The 20,211-nt window shown below is 67.3% G+C and carries 17 protein-coding genes and 3 pseudogenes; 14 read left to right on the plus strand and 6 right to left on the minus strand.

The annotated features are described in order from the left end of the window. Positions 1-72 precede the first annotated feature (72 nt). From GA0115254_RS30910 to GA0115254_RS30920, 3 genes and pseudogenes are all read left to right on the plus strand, one after another. A complete protein-coding gene (locus GA0115254_RS30910; RefSeq protein WP_093898579.1) occupies positions 73-942 on the plus strand; it encodes a LysR family transcriptional regulator in 870 nt (289 codons plus the stop codon). 490 nt (positions 943-1,432) lie between these two features. After that, positions 1,433-2,843 (plus strand): annotated as a pseudogene (locus GA0115254_RS30915) (amino acid permease). Positions 2,844-3,656: 813 nt separating this feature from the next. After that, entirely contained in the window at positions 3,657-5,297 is a 1,641-nt protein-coding gene (locus GA0115254_RS30920) for a cytochrome bc1 complex cytochrome b subunit (protein WP_093898580.1), read from the plus strand. A 9-nt stretch (positions 5,298-5,306) separates the two neighbouring features. On the opposite strand, the gene GA0115254_RS30925 is transcribed toward GA0115254_RS30920, so the two are convergent. Together GA0115254_RS30925 and ctaD are read right to left on the minus strand one after the other, a co-directional pair. Then, positions 5,307-5,696, minus strand: coding sequence for a cytochrome c oxidase subunit 4 (locus GA0115254_RS30925; RefSeq protein ID WP_093898581.1), 390 nt, complete (start codon positions 5,694-5,696; stop codon positions 5,307-5,309). Next, positions 5,693-7,330 carry an aa3-type cytochrome oxidase subunit I gene (gene ctaD, locus GA0115254_RS30930; RefSeq protein ID WP_256102867.1) on the minus strand — a complete coding sequence of 546 codons (1,638 nt, stop codon included), beginning with the start codon at positions 7,328-7,330 and terminating at the stop codon, positions 5,693-5,695. The genes GA0115254_RS30925 and ctaD overlap by 4 nt, the downstream gene beginning before the upstream one ends. Positions 7,331-7,956: 626 nt before the next feature. Here ctaD and GA0115254_RS30935 point away from each other — a divergent pair. Continuing rightward, complete coding sequence (locus GA0115254_RS30935) at positions 7,957-8,877, plus strand: helix-turn-helix domain-containing protein (protein WP_141720945.1); 921 nt, start codon at positions 7,957-7,959, stop codon at positions 8,875-8,877. Positions 8,878-9,027: 150 nt separating this feature from the next. Then, positions 9,028-11,736 (plus strand): M4 family metallopeptidase, encoded by a 2,709-nt coding sequence (locus GA0115254_RS30940; protein ID WP_141720946.1) that lies wholly within the window; start codon positions 9,028-9,030, stop codon positions 11,734-11,736. 252 nt (positions 11,737-11,988) lie between these two features. Here GA0115254_RS30940 and GA0115254_RS30945 read toward each other — a convergent pair whose 3' ends face one another. Together GA0115254_RS30945 and GA0115254_RS44810 are read right to left on the minus strand one after the other, a co-directional pair. Then, positions 11,989-12,177, minus strand: a complete 189-nt coding sequence (locus tag GA0115254_RS30945) for a DUF6381 family protein (protein ID WP_093898585.1) — start codon at positions 12,175-12,177, stop codon at positions 11,989-11,991. 216 nt (positions 12,178-12,393) lie between these two features. After that, complete coding sequence (locus GA0115254_RS44810) at positions 12,394-12,561, minus strand: hypothetical protein (protein WP_176740367.1); 168 nt, start codon at positions 12,559-12,561, stop codon at positions 12,394-12,396. A 228-nt stretch (positions 12,562-12,789) separates the two neighbouring features. Here GA0115254_RS44810 and GA0115254_RS30955 point away from each other — a divergent pair. The 5 genes and pseudogenes from GA0115254_RS30955 (at position 12,790) to GA0115254_RS30975 (ending at position 16,042) form a co-directional block, all read left to right on the plus strand. After that, positions 12,790-13,547, plus strand: a pseudogene (locus GA0115254_RS30955) (GntR family transcriptional regulator). A 50-nt stretch (positions 13,548-13,597) separates the two neighbouring features. After that, positions 13,598-14,857, plus strand: coding sequence for an MFS transporter (locus tag GA0115254_RS30960; protein WP_093898587.1), 1,260 nt, complete (start codon positions 13,598-13,600; stop codon positions 14,855-14,857). Between the two features lie 97 nt (positions 14,858-14,954). Continuing rightward, positions 14,955-15,089 (plus strand): annotated as a pseudogene (locus GA0115254_RS30965) (transposase); the annotation flags it as partial. A 68-nt stretch (positions 15,090-15,157) separates the two neighbouring features. Beyond that, complete coding sequence (locus GA0115254_RS30970; RefSeq protein ID WP_176740369.1) at positions 15,158-15,550, plus strand: helix-turn-helix domain-containing protein; 393 nt, start codon at positions 15,158-15,160, stop codon at positions 15,548-15,550. Positions 15,551-15,631: 81 nt separating this feature from the next. Continuing rightward, the gene (locus tag GA0115254_RS30975; protein ID WP_093898621.1) at positions 15,632-16,042 is read left to right on the plus strand and encodes a VOC family protein; all 411 of its coding nucleotides are present in this window, start codon (positions 15,632-15,634) and stop codon (positions 16,040-16,042) included. A 15-nt stretch (positions 16,043-16,057) separates the two neighbouring features. Here the strand turns inward: GA0115254_RS30975 and GA0115254_RS44815 are convergent, their stop codons facing one another. Next, entirely contained in the window at positions 16,058-16,204 is a 147-nt protein-coding gene (locus GA0115254_RS44815) for a hypothetical protein (protein WP_176740370.1), read from the minus strand. A gap of 225 nt (positions 16,205-16,429) precedes the next feature. After that, positions 16,430-17,233 carry a helix-turn-helix transcriptional regulator gene (locus GA0115254_RS30980; RefSeq protein ID WP_093898589.1) on the minus strand — a complete coding sequence of 268 codons (804 nt, stop codon included), beginning with the start codon at positions 17,231-17,233 and terminating at the stop codon, positions 16,430-16,432. A gap of 48 nt (positions 17,234-17,281) precedes the next feature. On the opposite strand from GA0115254_RS30980, the gene GA0115254_RS30985 reads away from it, so the two are divergent. The 4 genes from GA0115254_RS30985 to GA0115254_RS31000 all read left to right on the plus strand — a co-directional run bounded on the left by GA0115254_RS30985 (position 17,282) and on the right by GA0115254_RS31000 (position 19,934). Then, positions 17,282-17,767: a DUF2000 domain-containing protein gene (locus GA0115254_RS30985; RefSeq protein WP_093898590.1), complete on the plus strand. Its 486-nt coding sequence runs from the start codon at positions 17,282-17,284 to the stop codon at positions 17,765-17,767. A 275-nt stretch (positions 17,768-18,042) separates the two neighbouring features. Next, positions 18,043-18,621: a sugar O-acetyltransferase gene (locus tag GA0115254_RS30990; protein ID WP_093898622.1), complete on the plus strand. Its 579-nt coding sequence runs from the start codon at positions 18,043-18,045 to the stop codon at positions 18,619-18,621. A gap of 14 nt (positions 18,622-18,635) precedes the next feature. Continuing rightward, the gene (locus GA0115254_RS30995; RefSeq protein ID WP_093898591.1) at positions 18,636-19,220 is read left to right on the plus strand and encodes a TetR/AcrR family transcriptional regulator; all 585 of its coding nucleotides are present in this window, start codon (positions 18,636-18,638) and stop codon (positions 19,218-19,220) included. 111 nt (positions 19,221-19,331) lie between these two features. Then, the gene (locus GA0115254_RS31000) at positions 19,332-19,934 is read left to right on the plus strand and encodes a DUF1349 domain-containing protein (RefSeq protein WP_093898592.1); all 603 of its coding nucleotides are present in this window, start codon (positions 19,332-19,334) and stop codon (positions 19,932-19,934) included. Positions 19,935-20,211: the final 277 nt, after the last annotated feature.

The following is a 20,211-nucleotide window of genomic DNA, read 5'->3' on the forward strand; positions in this document are numbered from 1 at the left end:
CCATGGCACGACGATCCGACACGACGATGCATGCGCAAAATGCATCGGATGCGCCATCTATACACTTGGCGCATGGATGGTCGTACGGAGCTTGAGCTGCGGCACCTGCGCTGCCTGGTCACCATCGTCGACACCGGCGGCTTCACCGATGCAGCGATCGAGCTCGGTGTCTCCCAGGCCGCGGTCTCCCGCACCCTGATTGCGCTGGAGCGAATCCTCGGCGTACGGCTGCTGCACCGCACCAGCCGTACCGTCACCCCGACCACCGCCGGCGTACAGGTACTCGCCGGCGCCCGCCACCTGCTCGCCGACGCCGATGAACTGGTGCGCCTGGCCACCACTGGCCACACCCGCCTGCGCGTCGGCCACGCATGGTCGGCCATGGGCCGCCACACCACCGAGTTCCAGCGGCGCTGGCGCGACCGCCGCCCCGAGGTCGAACTGCACCTGATCCGCCACAACACCCCCACCGGCGGCCTGGCCGAGGGCCTGTGCGACCTGGCGGTCGTCCGTACCGCCATCGACACCCGCCGTTATGCCCACGCCCTTGTCGGCCAGGAGCGCCGCTGTGTGGCCCTGGCCTCAGACGACCCATGGGCCAGGCGTCGCAGTGTCCGGCTGGAGGAAATCCGCGAGCGCACCCTCGTCGTCGACCGCCGCACCGGCACAACCACCCTGGACCTGTGGCCCGAAGGCTCCCGCCCGGCCGTGGAGTACACCCAGGACATCGACGACTGGCTGGCCGCCATCGCCACCGGCCGATGCGTCGGCGTCACTCCACAGGCCACCGCCACCCAGTACCGCCGTGACGGCATCACCTACCGGCCCCTGCGTGACGCCGACCCCGTGCCTGTCCACCTCATCTGGCGCCGGCATGATCCCCACCCTGCTACTCACGCCGCCGTCGCCCTGCTCTCCGACCTCTACCGTGAAGACGCCTGACACCGAACTCTCGACACGGAGCCTCGAACCGGTTCCGGTGGGCCGGGCACGTGCGGAGTCACCGCCGCAGGCCCGGGAGTCGGCCGCCGGTCGTCCTCAGGGGCCGGAACGCTGCAGGCGCCTTGCCCGGGGAACGCAGGCCGGTGGCAGGTGACGCCAGTGCCTCGGCAGCTACGGGGACACGGCGCTCGACCAGCGTGCGCGCCGATCGCAGCCAATTGGGTCGGTTCATTCCGGGGGTGCGGAGAAGGATGCGCGGTCGCGCGGGCTCCGTTCCGTCCGATTTCCGGTCGCGGCCAGTACCTCGGTGAACTTTCACCGGCGATTTGTTGTGCGGTGTCCGATAACCGAGCATGGAAGCCTCCCCCGGCGGTTCCCGCAGCAGGCGTGCGCCCGCACGCTGGGCTGCCGCTGCACGGGCCGGGGGCCGTGGCGCTGCCTCGCCGGGGCAGGCGACGGTACCCAGCACGATGAAAGGCGCACCATCCCCATGCATGACACCGGAACCGTCGCGCAATCGGCTCCGGCCCCGACCCAAGGCCCCGACTCGGCCCCGGACGGAGCACCTCCCGCCCCCGGAGCGGGAAGGGGGCAGCCGACACGCCCGGCGCTTCGGGCTTCCGATCGCCACCGCACTGGTCATGGGCAACATCATCGGCGGCGGCATCTTCCTGCTCCCCGTGTCCGTCGCCCCGTACGGCACCATCAGCCTCGTCGCCTTCGGCGTGCTCACCGTCGGCGCCATCGCGCTCGCTCTCGTCTTCGGGCGGCTCGCGCGGCGTGACCCGCGCACCGGCGGGCCGTACGTCTACGTGCGCGAGGCCTTCGGCGATTTCGCGGGCTTCCTGGCCGCCTGGTCGTACTGGATCACCTCCTGGGTGAGCAACGCGGCGCTCGCCGTCACCGCTGTGGGCTACCTGGACGTGCTGCTGCCCCTGCACGGCTCGCCGTGGCTGATGATGACTGCCGCACTCGTCGTGCAGTGGCTGCCGGCTCTGGCCAACCTCGCGGGGACCCGTTACGTCGGTGCGGTGCAGCTCGTGTCCACCGTGCTGAAGTTCGTCCCTTTGCTGCTGGTCGCGATCGGCGGGCTGTTCTTCTTCGACCCGGACAACCTCGGTCCCTTCCAGGCCACGGAAGGCGGCGCCCTCGGAGCGGTCTCCGCTTCCGCCGCGATCCTGCTCTTCAGCTATCTCGGTGTCGAGTCGGCGGCGGTCAGCGCGGGTGAGGTGCGCAACCCGCGGCGCAACGTCGGGCGGGCGACCGTCCTCGGCACGCTCGGCGCGGCACTGGTGTACCTGCTGGGCACCCTCTCCGTCTTCGGCACCGTTCCGCACGACAAGCTGCTCACCTCCAGTGCCCCCTTCACCGACGCCGTCAACGCCATGTTCGGCGGCACATGGGGCGGCACGGCGGTCGCCTGCGCGGCGCTGGTGTCGATCGTGGGCGCGCTCAACGGCTGGACGCTGCTCAGTGCCCAGACCGCGTACGCCGCCGCCTGCGACGGCCTGTTCCCGGCACGATTCGCGGTGAAGCGGCGTGGCGTGTCGACCTTCGGCGTGACCGTCACGGTTGTCCTCGCCTCGCTGCTGACTGTCTACAACTACATGGCCGGGACGGCCCGGGTGTTCGACATCCTGGTACTGGTCACGACCTTCACCGCGACCGTCCCATACCTTCTGGCGACGGCGGCCCAGCTGTACTTCCTCATCTCGGGACAGCGCGACCGGGTCCGCCCGGCTCGCCTCGCCCGTGACGCCGTGCTCGCGCTGGCGGCCTTCGGCTTCTCCATGTGGCTCCTGGCGGGCTCCGGCTACGCAGCCGTCTACCAGGGCGTGCTGTTTCTCTTCGCGGGTGTCCTGGTCTACGCGTGGATGTCGGCCCGCAAGGCGCGCGCCTGACGCCTCACCGGGGGACCGGTCAGCCGATCGGCCAGGTGTGGACGCGTGCGTGGGAACGCATGTGCTCGACGTGCCGGCAGGTCATCAGGCGCAGCTCTTCACAGCCGCATGCGGGCTTGCCCCAGGACGGCTGACGGCGGCCATGCCGACGGCTCGGTCCAGGCGGCGCCGGCTTCCTCACGTACGGCGTGCGGTTCGGTGCGCCACAGGTCCGCGGCGACGACGCGGGCCGATGGCGCATACGCGATGGCTAGCGTCGAACTCGTGGGCCGTCTTCATCACGTGCGAGGCGGCCGTGCAGTCGCCGCGCCGACGGACCGCGGCCCGGCGCCCGGCATGGGCAATCCGGAATCGGACGGACTGCGGGCCACTGCACGCCGGTGGCGCACACCTCGCATCCCACTCACGGAAGACCGGCGGTGTGGCGGCGGTGTGCGCCCGGTTCCGAGAGTTCCCGTCGGGGGTGTGACGCGGACCGGAGGTGCCCGGAGACAGCCGGCTGAGGGGGAAGCCGCCGACGTTCAGAGTTCCGCCAACTGCCCATGAAGATCGCCGGTCGGGTGAACGGAGTCATGCCGTCGAGGGCGACGGGGCAACGCGCCCCACCCCTTGCGGCGGCGGGACCCCGCACATCGCTCGCGGGTGGGCCCGACGCACCGGCCCGGCACCACTCTGCACGTCAGGGCGAAGTCGGCCGATCAGGTGCCGATATCGCGATTCTGCGTAGTCCCTTCGAGTAATGCGTTACCCATAAAGGGCGAACCGGAACAATGGGGGCGGGGGGTGGAAGGAAGATCGACGGGAGAGTGGTGCATGCCCCTGCGGAGGCGTAAGGCGCAGCTGAAGGCCCGGGCCGGGCAGGCGGCGGTCAGTGGATACGGTGCGGTGGATGCGCGCCTGCCCGTCAGTGAGCTGGCCAGGCAGTTGCTGCGCAAGGCCTTTCCCGACCACTGGTCTTTTCTCCTGGGCGAGATCGCCCTCTACTCCTTCGTGGTCCTGCTCCTCACCGGCGTGTACCTCACCCTGTTCTTCGACCCGAGCATGATGGAGAGCGTCTACACCGGTTCCTATGCGCCCCTTCAGGGCGTGAGGATGACGCAGGCCTACACCACCACCCTCGACATCAGCTTCGCCGTGCGCGGGGGTCTGCTGATCCGTCAGATCCACCACTGGGCGGCACTGGTGTTCGTCGCCGCAATCGCCGTCCATATGCTGCGGATCTTCTTCACCGGCGCCTTCCGTAAACCGCGGGAGGCCAACTGGATCGTGGGCGTGACACTGTTCGTACTCGCACTCCTCGAAGGATTCGCGGGCTACTCGCTGCCCGACGACCTGCTGTCCGGTACGGGCCTGAGGACGGCGGCCACCATTGTGGGGTCGATCCCTGTCGTCGGAACGTACTTGGAGCTGTTCGTCTTCGGCGGACAGTTCCCGGGCAATGACGTGATCCCCCGTCTGTATCCCGTGCATGTCCTGCTCGTGCCCGGCCTGATCGTGGCGCTGATCACCGCTCATCTCATCCTGGTGGTCTACCTCAAACACACGCACTGGGCGGGTCAGGGGAGGACCAATGAGAACGCCGTCGGCTCACCGGCGTTTCCTCATTTCACCGCGAAGACCACAGGTTTCTTCCTCATGGTGTTCGGCGTGCTGACCTTGCTGGGCGCGCTCGCCCAGATCAACCCCGTATGGAACTACGGCCCCTACCGCGCCAACCAGGTTTCCGGTAACGCACAGCCGGACTGGTATGTCGGGTTCCTGGAGGGGGCGCTCCGGCTGATGCCGCCATGGGAGACCGACATCGCGGGCCACACCATCATGTGGAATGTGTTCATTCCGGCGGTCGTGCTGCCAGGCGTGGTCTTCACCATGCTGTTCCTCTATCCCTTCTTCGAGAAATGGGTGACGGGCGACCGCAGGGAACACCATCTGTGTGACCGGCCGCGCAACCGGCCGACCCGTACGGGGCTCGGCGTGGCGGCCATCGTCTTCTACGCCGTTCTCCTGGTCGCCGGCGGCAACGACGTCGTCGCCTTCTCGTTCAGGGTTTCGGTCGAGGCCATGACCTGGATCCTCAGAGCCGCGCTGATCGCCGCTCCGCTCCTGGCCTTCGCGCTGACCAAACGCCTCTGCCTGGCCCTCCAGATGCGGGACCGCCGCCGACTGGCCGAGGGCGAGGAGACCGGCCAGGTGACCCAGTCGATCAACGGCGACCTCTCGGAGAGCCGCCGCGGCCTGAGCCCGACAGCCCGCTACCGCATCCTGATGCGTGATGTCCCGACGCCCTTGGAGCTCCCCGCGCAGGGCCCGGTCTCGCGTCGGCGACGGGTTCGGTCCGTATTGAGCGGCTGGTACTACGGGGACCGCGTGGAACTGCCCGTCACGGACGAGCAACGGTCCCGGATCGCCGAGCGGACCGCGCCGCCGGAGCGGGTCCGCGAGCCCGAGGACTGAGAGCCGCCCTCAGCCCTGGGCACGGCCGTATTGGAAGACCATTCCGAACACCCCTGCCAGGACCACGCCCAGCCCGATCACGAAGAGCCACAGACCGAACACCACGCCGAGAGCGAGCACGGCCGTTCCTGTGGCTGTCAGCGACGGCCAGATGCTGTGCGGAGGAAAGAAGTCCACCGGACCGGACCGCTCATGGATGTGCCCGTCCCCGCGGTCCTCGGGGCGCAGTCCCTTCCTCCGGTAGTTGGTGGCGAAGAAGAACGTGACCAGCGACGCCATGAGGAACGAGATGGTAAGAGCCGCCGTGCCTGTCGGATCCCGGGACCACACGGCGTAGAGAACATCCGTCACGAGAAAGAACCCCGCGACTCCGGCGAAGAGAACTGCCTCGGTCTTCATTCGCCCGACTCCTCTGCGGCGCCCGATGTGGAGTGGGACCCGCCTCGGCCGAGGCCCGGCTGCTCCGGCGTGAGGGGGTGGTGCAGGTCGAAGGCCGGCGAGTCGGAACGTACGCGAGGCAATGCCCGGAAATTGTGTCTCGGGGGCGGACAGGAGGTCGCCCACTCCAGGGAACGGCCGAACCCCCACGGGTCGTCCACCTCGACCTTCGGCGCGCAACGGCTGGTGTGCCACACGTTGTACAGGAATGGCAGTGTCGACAGACCCAGCAGAAAGGAGCCGATGGACGAGATCGTATTGAGCAGCGTGAAGCCGTCCGCCGAGAGATAGTCGGCGTAACGCCGGGGCATTCCGGCCTCGCCCAGCCAGTGCTGGACCAGGAAGGTCAGCTGAAAGCCGATGAACAAGGTCCAGAAATGGACACGTCCGATGCGTTCATCCAGCATGCGTCCGGTCAACTTGGGCCACCAGAAGTAGAAGCCGCCGAACATCGCGAAGACCACTGTTCCGAAGAGCACGTAATGGAGGTGGGCGACGATGAAGTACGAATCGGTGAGATGGAAGTCCAGCGGGGGTGAGGCGATCAGCACTCCACTGAGGCCGCCGAGGAGAAAAGTCACGAGGAAGCCGATCGCCCAGAGCATGGGTGTCTCGAACGAGATACTGCCGTGCCACATGGTGCCGATCCAGTTGAAGAACTTGACACCGGTGGGCACGGCGATGATGAACGACATGGCGGAGAAGAAGGGCAGGAGAACGGCTCCCGTAGCGAACATGTGATGGGCCCAGACAACCGCCGAGAGCATGGTGATGCTGATCGTGGCCATCACCATTCCGAAATACCCGAACATCGGCTTCCGGCTGAACGCCGGAATGATCTCGCTGACCACTCCGAAGAAGGGCAACGCGACAATGTATACCTCGGGATGGCCGAAGAACCAGAACAGGTGCTGCCACAGCAGTGCCCCGCCGTTCGCGGAGTCGAAGACATGCGCCCCGAACTTCCGGTCGGCTTCGAGGACGAGCAGTGTGGCCGCGAGCACCGGAAATGCGAGCAGCGCGAGGATCGAGGTGAACAGGACGTTCCAGGTGAAGATCGGCATCCGGAACATGGTCATACCCGGGGCGCGCAGACAGACGATCGTAGTGATGAAATTGACCGATGCCAGGGTCGTACTGATCCCAGACAGCACCAGGCCCATGGTCCAGAGGTCTCCGCCGGCGCCGGGCGAGAAGACGGCACTGTTCAGTGGGGCGTAGGCGAACCAGCCGAAGTGTGCCGCGCCGCCGGGCACCACGAATCCTGACACCACGATGATTCCGCCGAAGAGGAAGAGCCAGTAGGTGAGCGCGTTGAGGCGGGGGAAGGCGACGTCGGGCGCGCCGATCTGAAGCGGCATGACGGCGTTCGCGAAGCCGCCGAACATCGGTGTGGCGAACAGCAGCATCATGATGGTGCCGTGGATGGTGAACAGCTGGTTGTACTGTTCCGTGCTGACGATCTGGAGTCCTGGCCGGGCCAGCTCCGTTCGCATGACCATGGCCATCACTCCGGCCAGCAGGAAGAACCCGAACGCGGTGACCATATAGAGATTGCCGATGACCTTGTGGTCCGTGGTCGTCAGCCAGCCCATGAGCCTCACACCGGCATCGATGCGCTTGTTGGCCACAGGCTCGGCCGACGGGGCTTCCTGCAGGTCCTGTGCCATCGGTTCTCCGTCCCTCCCGGTTGACTCGATGGTGGAGCCTGCCACCATGGAGGGCCCGTACGACTGGCGGTGACACCTCGAATTTCACCAGTTCACCGGTGCTCCGATCGGGTGTGCCGGCCTCCCGCTGCGTCCAGGACGCCCGGCGGTCATGAGTCAGACCGTCGTCACGTCCGGTGCGGGCGCCGGGGCGGGCCGGGTGACGGCGCGTCTGTCCGGGCGGGAACGCATGACTATGCCCTGGCAGCGGACCCGACGCCTACCAAGGTGAGCAACGTCTGGCCGGAGCAGAGCACTCGGCTCAGATGTATCGAGTCACGCCACCGCGCACGGGCAGGGCATCGTAGGCGGCCCCCGGGCCGAAAGTTCCCCGCGACCCCGGCGTACCGGACCGCCCTCACGACCGTCTCTCGGCTGTTCCGAAAGTCGTTGTATCACGCACGAGGTCTGCCGGATAGTGTGTCCATCCGGGTGGAGGCGGTGCAACAGCGAGGGGGCGGGTCAGTGGCGGACGGTGTGGCAGGGGCCGGAGCACTGCGGTGTTGCGGGGTGTGTCCGGTGTGGGAGTCCGGTCGTTCCGGGTGCGGCTGCGTCGAGGGACGGCGCTGAGCGCCGAAGGTCCTCGCCCGTCCGGCGTGGCGCTGGATGCGGCAGAGGCATCCCTGCTCACGTTCCTCGGTCTGGAGCCGTTGGAGGATGCGGTGTACCGGCTCCTCGTCGACCGGCCCGACAGTGAACCCGCCGCGCTCGTGGGCGAGTCGACGGGGTGCGTCGAGGAGGTCGCGCCTGCCCTCGATGCCCTGGTGGAGCGCGGTCTCGCCAGCGTCCGGCCCATCGCCGACGCCGACGCCGTGCGCTATCGGGCCTCCTCTCCCGTGCTCGCTCTCGGCCCTCTGCTGGAATCCCGTCGGGCGGCCTTGCATCGCGTCGAGTCGCTCGTGACGAACCTGGCCGAACGGCACCGTTCCGCCCAGGCCCACGCCTCGGGGGCACCCATCGAGGTGCTGTCGGGGGCGGCTGCGATCCGTCGCAGGCTCCTGCTGATGCAGGATCAGCGGGTGGCCCTGCTGCCGCTCGCGCCGGAGCGCGACGACGTCGATCCGGTCGCGCTGGCCGTGCACGGTACCGGACTGCTCACGGCGCTCAGTTCGCTCTTCGAAGGGCATTTCGAGAGAGGCTGGCGCCTGCTGCCCTCCGGTGCGGACCCCGGTGCCGGGCACACGGGCGGGGCCGGACTCGACGCAGTGGACCGGCAGATCGTCTCCCTGTTGTACGTGGGACTCACCGACGCGGCCATCGCCCGTCAGCTCGGCATGGGGCACCGTACCGTCCAGCGCCGCCTGCAGTCCCTCATGGCCGAGGTGGGGGCGGCCACCCGTTTCCAGCTCGGCTGGCACGCTGCGTGCAGCGGCTGGTTGGACGAGACGGACACGCAAAGCACCCCGAACCGGCGGGAAAACAGCGCCGTCTGAGGCGTATTTACGCCTCGGCGTGTTCACGCCAGGGACATCTCTTGTACGCCCCACCGACGTGACGAAACATCTAGGCACCGAACGCGTGGGGCCCTCGCACCTCACGCGGCTGGGCGAGTTCACGTATCTGTGCGATAGGGGAGGGTTCACGTGTTCCCGATACGACAAAGACGGCTCCGCCGGGTCCTGGCCGCGGCAGTGGTCGTCGCCGCCACCGGCTCGACGCTGCTGACGTCACCGGCCTGGGCCGAGGAGGACGCCCCGCCGGCCACCTCCGTGGCCGGTGACCGGGTGCCGGTCGCGCCCGCTATGACTCAGCGTCTCGACGACACGGTCCGTGAGGACACTCCGGCCCAGGCCGCACGGGCGCACCTGAAAGCCCACCAGGACACGTACAAGGTTCCGGTCACGGACCTCGAGACCGTCAGCACCAGCAAGGACGGCAAGCAGTCATCCGTCCGCTTCCAGCAGAAGCACAACGGCGTGCCGGTCTTCGGTGCCGAATACGCCGTGCAGACCGAGGCAGCGGACGGCGGTCAGAGCGTCACTTCCGCCACGGGCACCCTGTACACGGACCTGTCGGTCTCCACCGCACCGCGCGTTTCCGAGGCCACCGCCAAGAAGCGGATGTTCTCCCTCGACGGAAAGCTGCCGCGGGTCAAGGACGCCAAGACCGAGGGCCACGGCCTCATCGTCCTGCCGGACGCCCGAGGCGGCAAGCTGGCCTGGCACTTCACCGTCACGGGTGCCCAGGCCGATGGCAGCCCGGTGCGCCAGGAGGTGTACGTCGACGCGAACATCGGCGGCATCGCCCTCTCGTACAACAACATCGACGCCGCGGATGCCGCGCCGGTCAAGGGGACGGGCGTGCGCGTGGACGGCTCCGAGGCGGAGCTGGACATCAACAAGGAGGCGGGCGGGTCGTACACGCTCGTCGACTCCACACGGGACATGTACGCGCGGACCGGCGGCCAGATCCGCACGTACGACGCCCAGCGCAAGAGCTACTCGCTCGTGGCGGGCGGTCCGGTCACCGAGGACATTCCCCTGGCGACCTCCGCGAGCGACCGGTTCGAAGCCACCAACACGTCCTCCGGTGCGGTCGACGCGCACCTGAACGCGGCGAAGGTCTACGCATACCTCAAGGACAAGCTCGGCCGTGACGGTGTTGACGGCAAGGGCGGCACGATCTATTCCGTCGTCAACGTCGCGAACAACGGCAAGGACTACGCCAACGCCTTCTGGGACGGCTCCAAGATGGTCTACGGCCACATGGATGGCGTGCCGCTGTCCGTGGGCCTGGACGTGGTCGGCCACGAGATGACCCACGGCGTCACCGAGCACTCCGCAGGGCTTGTCTACCTGAACCAGTCGGGCGCCCTCAACGAGGCGATCTCCGACTACTTCGGCAATGCGATGGAGACCGCCGACAAGGGCGTCGCGATGAGCGACCCGACGTCCGGCCTCATCGGTGAATATCTCTGCAACGGCACGAAGCCGCTGAAGGAGTGCGCGCTGCGCGACCTCAACGACGGCCGCAACGCGCAGACGGACTACGAGCCCATCACGCTCGACATCGACAACGGCGGCGTACACTCCAACTCCACCATCGTCGGTGGCGCGCTGTGGGACATCCGCAAGAACATCGACGCCGGCCTCGCCGACCGCATCATGTACCGGGCGGCCCAGAACTACCTCACCCCGCTGTCCGGCTTCACCGACATGCGCAACGCGGTCACCCTGGCCGCGAAGTCCCTGAAGGTCTCCGCTGCCGACCTCGACACCATCGGCCGGGCCTTCGACGACCACGGCATCGAGCGGGGCTGGGAGCAGAAGTCCGGCACCCACGACGGCACCACCATCGGCGCCGATGTCCTGCCCGCCTACGAGGTCTACAGCGGCATCGACGAGCAGGCCGCCCAGATCAGCGGCGATGTCTACGCCATTGGCCACGGTGACGCGATCGCCTGGGACCAGGGCAGCGCCGCCTTCGGTATCACGGTCGGCCGCTTCGGCAAGAGGCCCCAGCACGAGCTGGCGCAGTCGGACGCCTACCTGATGGACCCGTCCCTCGACGACGAGCGGGTCGTCTTCACCCGGATCTCCGCCGCCGGTGTCGGCATCTACCAGGCCGGCGACAAGGGGCAGGGCGCGATCAAGAAGCTGGTGGACACCCCGGACGCCGACGAGACCGAGCCGGTCACCGAGAACGGTGCCCTCGCCTACATCAGCACCACTGCCGACGGTGAGCAGGACGTCATGCTCCTGAAGGCCGACGGCACCACGGTCAACGTGACGCCCGAAGCCGGCACCAAGGCCTCGCGCCTCGCCATGAAGAACGGCACCATCGCCTGGGCCGGCGGCGACGGGACGTACCTGTACGTCTACGACATCGCCACGGGGACGACCCAGAACAAGCGGATCCCCGGCTTCCTGTTCAACAGCATCTCCGACATCCAGCTCACCTCGGACCGCGTCTTCTACCGCACCAGCGGCGGGTTCCTGATCCCCAGCACCACCATCGGATCGACGCCGGCCGCCGACGTGACCCAGATGAAGAACCTGACCTACCCGAAGAGTCTGTACGTCGCCCAGTTCTCGGTCAGCGACGAGTACTTCGCCTACTCGACGTACGACATCTGGGGCGCTCTCGGCGCCTGGAACGGCCCGACCAAGGTGAAGGTCTCCACGACCGAGGACGTGCTGGCCGGGCTGAACAACTTCAGCCTCGCTTCGTGCTCCTCCGGTTCGCAGCTGGCCCCGTCGCTCGGTGACGGACAGCGCATCGTCTGGCTGGACACCACAGCCGCTGCGACGGACGTGGTGACGCGCGGGACGTTCGCGGGCACCTGCGAGTAGCATCCGCCACACGCCGGAGGTGGTCACCGGATCTTCCGGTGACCACCTCTTCGCATGCGAGCAACGGAATGCTCGCCAACTTCCTGGCGGCGACAGTGCGTACCGGACCTGTGACGCCGCTCGCACATCGCCTTTCGATGAACCGTAGCGCTCCGGCAGGTCACGTCGTTCACGGTGACACATGGGCCGGCCGGTGTTCTCCGACGCTCAGGGCGCCGGAGAACACCGGCCGGCGTGTTCAGCGGGAGCCGGCTACATGGGGTCCATGTTCTGGTTGCCGCCGCCGCGGCTCTCCTGCTCGCTCTGCTCCTGCAGTCGGCGGGCCTGGTCCGTCAGCCGCTTACGCTCCTTCGGGTCCGAGGTGCGCGCGGCCTCGTCCTTCATCTCCTGCGCCTTGGCACGCATCTGCTGGGCACGGCCGGATTCACCTGCAACGCTCATGATCACTCCTGGATCTGTCGGGAAGAGCGGGCCTCATCAGCGAAACAGCGCCCAGGCACCCACGCATCTCGAACGGTCACCCACCGCTATCCCCACAGCTCAAGCCTGCCCCGCTCGTATGTCGGGGCGTGTCTGCCCGTTGCTTCCTGTGCCGGCGTCTTTTCCCGACCAAACCCCCGGCAGGTGGATGACCCGATCGCGGTCCGGCCCCCATCGTCACAGGACCTCGGGGCCCTGTGTGCGGCCGAGGCCGTTGACCAGCAGGTCACGGACGTCGAGACCGCTGACGGTGCCCACGCCCTTGATCGCTCCGGTGTACAAGGTCCCGGCGCGCTCGGTCGGCCCCGTGCCAGGGGCGGTGCCCGGCGCGGGCCGTGGGCTCACCAGAAGCCGGTGTGGGAGCGCCGCTGGTGCGGCGCCGGGATGCCCGACCAGGCCGCGAACCGGCGGGATCGCGTCGAGCAGCGGCAGCAACTGGCTTCACATGAACGTCCGCAGCCGCTTGAGCACCGAGCGTATTTCTACTCCAGCAGCTTTCACCCGGTGCAGTAGCTTGCCAACGCCGCCTGGAATCACCAGCTGCCGCGCAGCAGAGCAACCGGAGGGTCACAAATGCCCCGAGAGGCCCCGTACCTTGCAGTAGCCGACGCGCTGCGTGCACGGATTCTCGCGGGAGAGTGGGAGATCGGGGCGCGCCTGCCGTCCCGGGCACAGCTCGCAGAGGAGTACGGGGTCGGGCGCAACGTCACGCAGAGGGCCGTGGATCGCTTGATCGGCAAGGGACTCCTCGAAGGACGCGCGGGCTCGGGCACCTACGTCCGCATGCCGTGCGAGCGCCTGCGGATGGTCCGCTCGCGGCAACGCGAACGCCGCAACGGCTCCCCTCCCTCGCCGGTATGAAGGAGCGGGGCAAGGCCGGCGCCTGGGATTCGCACAGCCGGACACGCGTCCCCGCTCCTGAGGCAATCGCCGAGCGTCTTGCCATCAGCCCCGGAGACCTCTGCGTCAACACGCACTATGAGTTCCTCGCCGACGGGCAACCCGTCCAGCTTTCCGAATCCTGGGAGCCGATGGCCATCACGGACGGAACGCCGATCGTACTGCCCGAGACGGGTCCCCTTGCGGGAAAGGGGGTGGTTGAGCGCATGCGCTCCATCGGTGTTGATATCGAGACCGTGGTCGAGCTGCCCCGCCCGGCTCGTGCCACCCAGGAACAGGCGAACCTACTGGGGATCAGCGTCGGGGACCTGGTGCTCCAGATCGAGCGGACCATCTACGACACCGACGGACGTCCGGTGGAAACCGCCGACATCGTCATTCCGGACGTGCGCCGTGAAGTGGCCTACGAGTTCGTGGTCGACCAGCCGTAGCCGCTGAAGCCGGCAGAGCGATATTTCACATCCGACAGTAGGTGACTCGAATGTCAATACCCTCCCGACTCGGACTCCTGCACGATCCGGACTTCCGGCGGCTGTTTGCGGCCACCGCGCTCGGTCAACTGGGCGATCGCATTATCTTTCTCGCGTTGCCTCTGGTTGCGATCGTGGCATTGAATGCTGACGAGTTCCAGGTTGGATTACTGTCCGCGATGACCACGGCAGGCTCGCTCCTGGTCGGGCTGCCGGCAGGTGCGTGGGTGGACCGTATGCGGAAACGATCAGTGATGATCAGCACTGATCTTGCTCGGGCGGTGGCCCTCTTGACGATACCGGTGGCGTGGTGGTCGGAGCTTCTGACGATCTGGTGGCTCTACGCGGTCGCGTTGGTTCATGGGGTGCTGACAGTCTTCTTCGATGTCGCGTACGTGAGTTATCTGCCGCACCTGGTGGGGCGCGGCAATCTCCTTGAAGGAAACTCAAAGCTCTCGGCGATACGTTCGGTAACCAGTATCAGTGGACCAGGGATGGCAGGGCCGCTTGTCGGCTGGCTCGGAGCCCCTGTAACGCTTGTGGTGAGTTCGGTCGGGATGGTGATGTCAGGGGTGCTTGCGACCGGCATCCGCAAACGCGAACAGAAGCCGGAGTCGAGTGAGCACCCTCAACTGCTTCGAGACATCAAAGAAGGGTTGAAGTTTGTTCTCAAGCATCCCGTCCTGCGTGCAATCATCCTGGGGGATGCAATATTCAACCTCTTCCTGGTCATGTATCAGACCATGTTGCTGGTCTTCTTGGAGAGGGAGATGGATCTCGAGTCCTTCGGTATCGGCCTCATCCTGTCGGGAATGGGCTGTGGTGCCCTGCTGGGCGCGCTGTGGGCGACCAGGGTCTCGAAGCGGATCGGGCAGGGTCCGGTCATCTGGCTCGCCCCACTTGTCACCTGTCCGTTGACAGTGCTGATGCCATTGGCGCATCCGGGTTGGAACGTGTACGTGGCTGCACTCGGACTCGCGTTCCTTTCCCTGGGCGGAGTCATCCGCTTTGTTGCTCAATCAAGCCTCCAGCAGACCCTCACACCAGATCGGCTCTTGGGACGGATGAGTGCGACAGCCCGGTTCGTGTCCTGGGGCGGCATTCCGCTCGGCGGGCTTTTGGGGGGAGCTTCGGGGATTGTGTTCGGAGCAAAAGCTACATTGTGGATCGGTGCCGCCGGCATGACGTTGAGCACCATCCCGTACTTTCTGTCGCCGCTTCGAAACATGCGCGAATTGCCCGAGGGAGAAGATCCCGAACTCGTGCGCTGAGGCTTTCGACGGCTGACACCATGAGGTGGATCGGTCTTGATGGCCATGTCCGGCAGGTGAGTTGAGTGTTCGGTCCGGTGAGGAGACGCCGCCGTGAATCGTGTCGGATGAGCTGTGGGACCGCCTTGAGCCGCTGCTGCCGCAGCGCCACTGGCGCTTCCGGTATCCGGACCGCAAGCCGTTGCCGGACCGGGAGGTGCTGTGCGAGATCCGGTACATGCTGCACACCGGACCGGCCTCAGCCGGAGTTCAGCCGATGGATCTGCCACGGACGGCGGTGAGCCGTGGTGTGATGACGCCGTGAGCCGTGCTGCAGAAGAGACGAACCGCCGCATGCTTCGGGCACGGGATGCGATGGACCGCGCCTATGCGCAGCCGCTGGACGTTCCGGCCCTGGCCCGGATCGCCCATGTGTCCCAGGCGCACTTCACGCGCACCTTCCGGGCCACGTTCGGCGAGACGCCACACCGCTACCTGCAGCGCCGCCGTGTCGAGCGTGCGATGTTCCTGTTGCGGGAGACCGACCGGAGTGTGACGGACATCTGCTTCCAAGTCGGCTTCGGCAGCCCAGGAACCTTCAGCCGCACATTCCGCGACATCGTCGGCCGGTCACCGAGGACGTACCGCAAGGAAGCGGCGGCCACGAGCGTACCGACGTGCTTCACGATGGCGTGGACGCGGCCGAGCGCCTGAGCGTCCGCACTGCCTGCACCGTCCGTCTGTTGAGCAGTTTTGGATAAGTTTCCGTCCGGCTTGCCCGGTAGCGTGATGCACATGTTCAACGCCATCACGCACTCGCAGATCTATGTACTCGACCAGGACGAGGCCCTTGACTTCTACGTCGGAAAGCTTGGCCTGGAGGTCAACGCCGATGTCGATCTGGGCTTCATGCGCTGGCTGACCGTCAGCGTCCCGGGCCACCCGGAGCGCCAGATCCTGCTGGAGAGGCCGGGCCCCCCGGCGATGTCCGAGGAAACGGCGCAGCAGGTCCGCGAACTGGTGACCAAGGGAGTGATGGGTGGCTCCCTCATCTTCAGCACGGACGACTGCCGCAAGACGTACGAGACGCTGCTGGGCCGGGGCGTCGAGTTCACCGAGGAGCCGACCGATCGTCCGTACGGAACCGACTGTGGCCTTCGCGACCCCTTCGGCAACAGCATCCGCTTCACCCAGCCGAGGGCCTGAGGGCTGTCCTACGGGTTACGAGCGGAGCCAGAGCAGAATCGCGGCAACGGCAACGGTGCCGTGAAGGGCATGGGTGGCCGAGTCCGCGACGGCGGTGCGGTGCCTGCGCCCCAGCCGCAGACCGGCCGGGCCGACCTGGCGCATGGCCCGGGCAGTCTTCATGTGGTTGAGGCGCTCGCCGTATTCGCGCAGTTCGGCGGCGATCCTCGGGACACCGTAGTGCCGTCCGAGTCCTGGCGAATCCTGCCCATCCGGGCGGCGAGCTCCGCGTCGGCCGTCCGGCGGGCCGCCCGGTCGGCTGCCACGACATGTCCGTTCTCGGATCCTCAAGATCCGCGTCTCAGGTGTCCAGGCTCCGGGGCCAGGGCCCGTGCGGGCGGCCCTTGATCAACTGGCTGCCCCGGTACGCGCGTACTGGCCTGGAGTGATGCCCATGACACGCTTGAAGTGCCGGGTGAGGTGGGACTGGTCGTAGAAGCCGGTGGCGGCCGCTACTGCGCCCGGCGGCTGCCCGTCGAGCAGCAGACGGCGGGCCAGGTCGACGCGGCGGGACGTCAGGTACTGATGGGGTGCGATGCCGAATGCGGCGCTGAAGGCACGCACGAGATGTGTGGGATGGGCGTGGACCAGACGTGCGGCTTCGGCCAGGGTGATGGCTCCGAGCAATCGCTCGTCGAGGAGGTCACGCAGGTCCTGGGCGACACCGCGGTCGGGCCCCGCTCTGCCGACGGCCAGTTTGGGGCGCAGGTGCTCGCGCAGACGCTCGCTGATGAGGGCCAGACGGCTCTCCGCCTCGAACGCGTCGCCCCGGTCGGCGAGGGCTGTGTGCAATTGTCCGATGCGTCTGCGCAGGACGCAGTCGGCGAGGTCCGGGCCGTCCACCGCCGGGCCGATGAAGCGCTCGTCCAGCTGCGACATGTCGAGATAGAGAACACGCTTGCGGAAGCCGTGAGGGGTGGCAGGTGAGCCATTGTGCGGGACCTGCGGCGGGAGCAGGCTCACGGTGTCGTTCGGGGTGGCGCGCTCATGGCGGTCCAGGTCGTAGCGGACCGCGCCGTCGTCGACAATCAGCAGGGTCCAGGCGTCGTGGACGTGCATGGGGTACGCGTGCTCGGTGAAGTGGGCGTGGAAGACCTCCACGACACCCGCGACCGGCGGGCGCCAAGCGGAGATTTCCTGCCGGGGCACCATGCAAAGAACGTACAAGACGGAGAAGGCAGAACCCTGGAGTCTCGAAGCATGAGAACCAAGGATGAGACCGAGACCGAGACCGGGGTCCGGGGCGAGAGCGGTGCGGGCGATGAGCACGTGGTTGTCCGGTTCGACACGAAGATCGCCGTTCTGCTGCGCGACGACCTGGAGCCCTGGCAGCGGCTGAATGTGACCGCCTTCGTGGTCAGTGGGCTCGGCACGGCATCCCCGGAGATGATCGGCGAGCCGTACACGGACGCCGACGACACCGCGTATCTGCCGATGTTCCGCCAGCCCGTACTGGTCTTCCAGGGGACGAAGGAGACACTGACCACCGCGCACGGTCGTGCGCTGTCCCGCTCGCTGCCGAGAGCGGTGTTCACCTCGGATCTGTTCAACACGGGCAACGACCGGGACAACCGGGCAGCTGTACGGGCCGTGGGCAAGGATCAGCTCGACCTGGTGGGGATGGCTGTCTACGGACCGCGCAATCTGGTGGACAAAGTCCTCAAGGGCGCACGGATGCACCCCTGAGCAGCGCGACCTCACCGACCGGCAGCCGACGGCGATCAGGGCGGCTCCGGCGCCGATGACTGTCCTGCCTCCGTAGCGACGCACGAGATGTCCGGAGACCGTGCCCCCGCCCAGGGAGCCGATGGACAGCCCGAACAGCCCGAACAGCCCAGCCCCATGGTCCCGGTGGACACCTCAGGTCCGTCCCGGACGGCAGGGGGTGTGCGCCACCCCCTCGGAAGACGAAACGAGAAGGAGTGCGTACGATCGTACGCTTTGAGTGTACGATCGTACGCATGCCTGACTTCTTCGAAGGGGACTCCCGTACCAACCACGAGCGGATGCTCGCCGGGGACCTTTACATCGCAGACGACCCCGACATCGCGACGTCCCAGCAACGGGCCGTGCGCCTGGCCGCCCGGTACCAGGCCGCGTACGCGGAGGACACCGAAGCCGCGCGATCCGTCGTCGCGGAGCTCATCGGTGATCTCGGCGTCGGTGCCCACATCAGACCGCCGCTGTTCGTCGACTACGGCGCGCACATCACCGTTGGCCAGGACACCTTCATCAACTACAACCTCACCGCCCTGGACGTGGCTCCCATCACCATCGGCCGGGACTGCCAAATCGGCCCCAACGTGCAGCTGCTCACCCCTACCCACCCCGTGGAACCGCAGCCGCGCCGCGACAAGCTGGAGGCCGCCAAGCCGATCACGATCGGCGACAACGTCTGGCTCGGAGGCGGAGCGATCGTCCTGGCGGGGGTGAGTATCGGCGACAACAGCGTCATCGGTGCCGGAGCCGTCGTCACCAAGGACATTCCCGCCAACGTGGTCGCTGTGGGCAACCCTGCCCGCGTGATCCGTTCGATCTAGCGCAAGGAAACACCGTGGCAACCGGACGAACCGACCCCGAGCGGCGGGAAAACATCATTACAAGCGCGCTCGACCTGATCGCGGAAGAGGGAGTCGCGGGCACCTCGCACCGCAAGGTCGCCGCCCGCGCCGGAGTGCCTCTTGGGTCGATGACCTATCACTTCGCCGACATGAACGAGCTGCTGCGCGAGGCGTTCACCCGCTTCACCAGCAGCATCGTCGCCGTATTCGAGGAGCGACTCGGAGCCGCCACCACACCCGGCCAGGCACGGGAAGCGGTCGCGGACCTCATCCACCACCTGTCCGGCGGCAACCAGCGTGAACTCGTCCTCACCCACGAGCTGTACACCCTCGCGGCACGCAAGCCCACCTACCGGGAACTGACCCGAGAATGGATGCGTCGCAGCCGCCACGCTCTGGAACGGCACTTCGACCCGGCAACAGCCCGTCAGCTCGACGCCCTCATCGAAGGACTGTCCATTCACCGCGCCCTCGACACGGAACCCCACGAACGCGCCCTGACCCTCGAAGCCATCATCCGTATCACCAGTGGAGGCACCGGCCCCGGCGCGCAGACGGCCGCGCGGCCGGACGCCTGACCGCCCTGCCCCTCAGACGCCTGACCGGTGCCACACCTGACCACGGTGCCGGCGCTCCTCACCGCCCCAGAACACCGGCAGACCGCCTCGCCCGCACAACGGAGCAGACACATGAGCAACCAGCACACCATTGGCTGGGACGACGCCACCTGGCTCAACCCTCCCCTGGACGCCGTCAGCGACAGCGCCGGACTGCTGGTCACCACCCGGAACCGCAGTGACTTCTGGCGCACCACCAGCTACGGCTTCATCCGGGACGACGGGCACGCGCTGCTGACCGCCCTGCCGGACACCAGCGCCATCGAAGTGACCTTCGTCGCCGACTTCGACACCCTCTACGACCAAGCCGGACTCATGGTCCGTGTGGACGAGCAGACGTGGATCAAGGCCGGCGTGGAAATGACGGACGGCGTCCCACACCTCGGCGCCGTCGTCACCCGCGGCCGCTCCGACTGGTCCCTGGCCCCCGTGCCCGACTGGAACGGACATCACATCACCGTCCGGGCCAGCCGCGACGGCGACGCCGTGACGATCCGCGCCCGCCGCGACAACGAACCATGGCGCATGGTCCGGCTCGCCCCACTCTCACCCGAGGCGACGGCATCAGCCGGCCCCTTCTGCTGCTCCCCACAGCGAGAGGGCCTGAAAGTGCGGTTCACCGGCTTCTGCCAGGGGCCGGCCGACGCTTCACTCCACGACCCGGCCGCATCGTAGAGCAGAGGCAACACGCACTCGGCGTCAGAAGCGCCTCCGCTCGGAGTAGACCCGTTCCTGCCGCGCGACTTGCATGTGCGCAGGCAGGGCCCGGATTACTTCCTGACTGTCGGCGGACATTCTGAACTCGGGATCGCTGATGACCCATTGCTCTCTGGTGATGGGCGGTCTCGCCATGTAGTGTCACCGGCAGATGTCGTGGTTCGCAGTACCTGCCCGCGCTCCGGCGCGGGCACTTTGCTGTGCAGTGCCTGAGAACCAGGGCGATCACCTCCGG

It is taken from the genome of Streptomyces sp. Ncost-T10-10d, assembly GCF_900091955.1.
Lineage (GTDB): Bacteria > Actinomycetota > Actinomycetes > Streptomycetales > Streptomycetaceae > Streptomyces.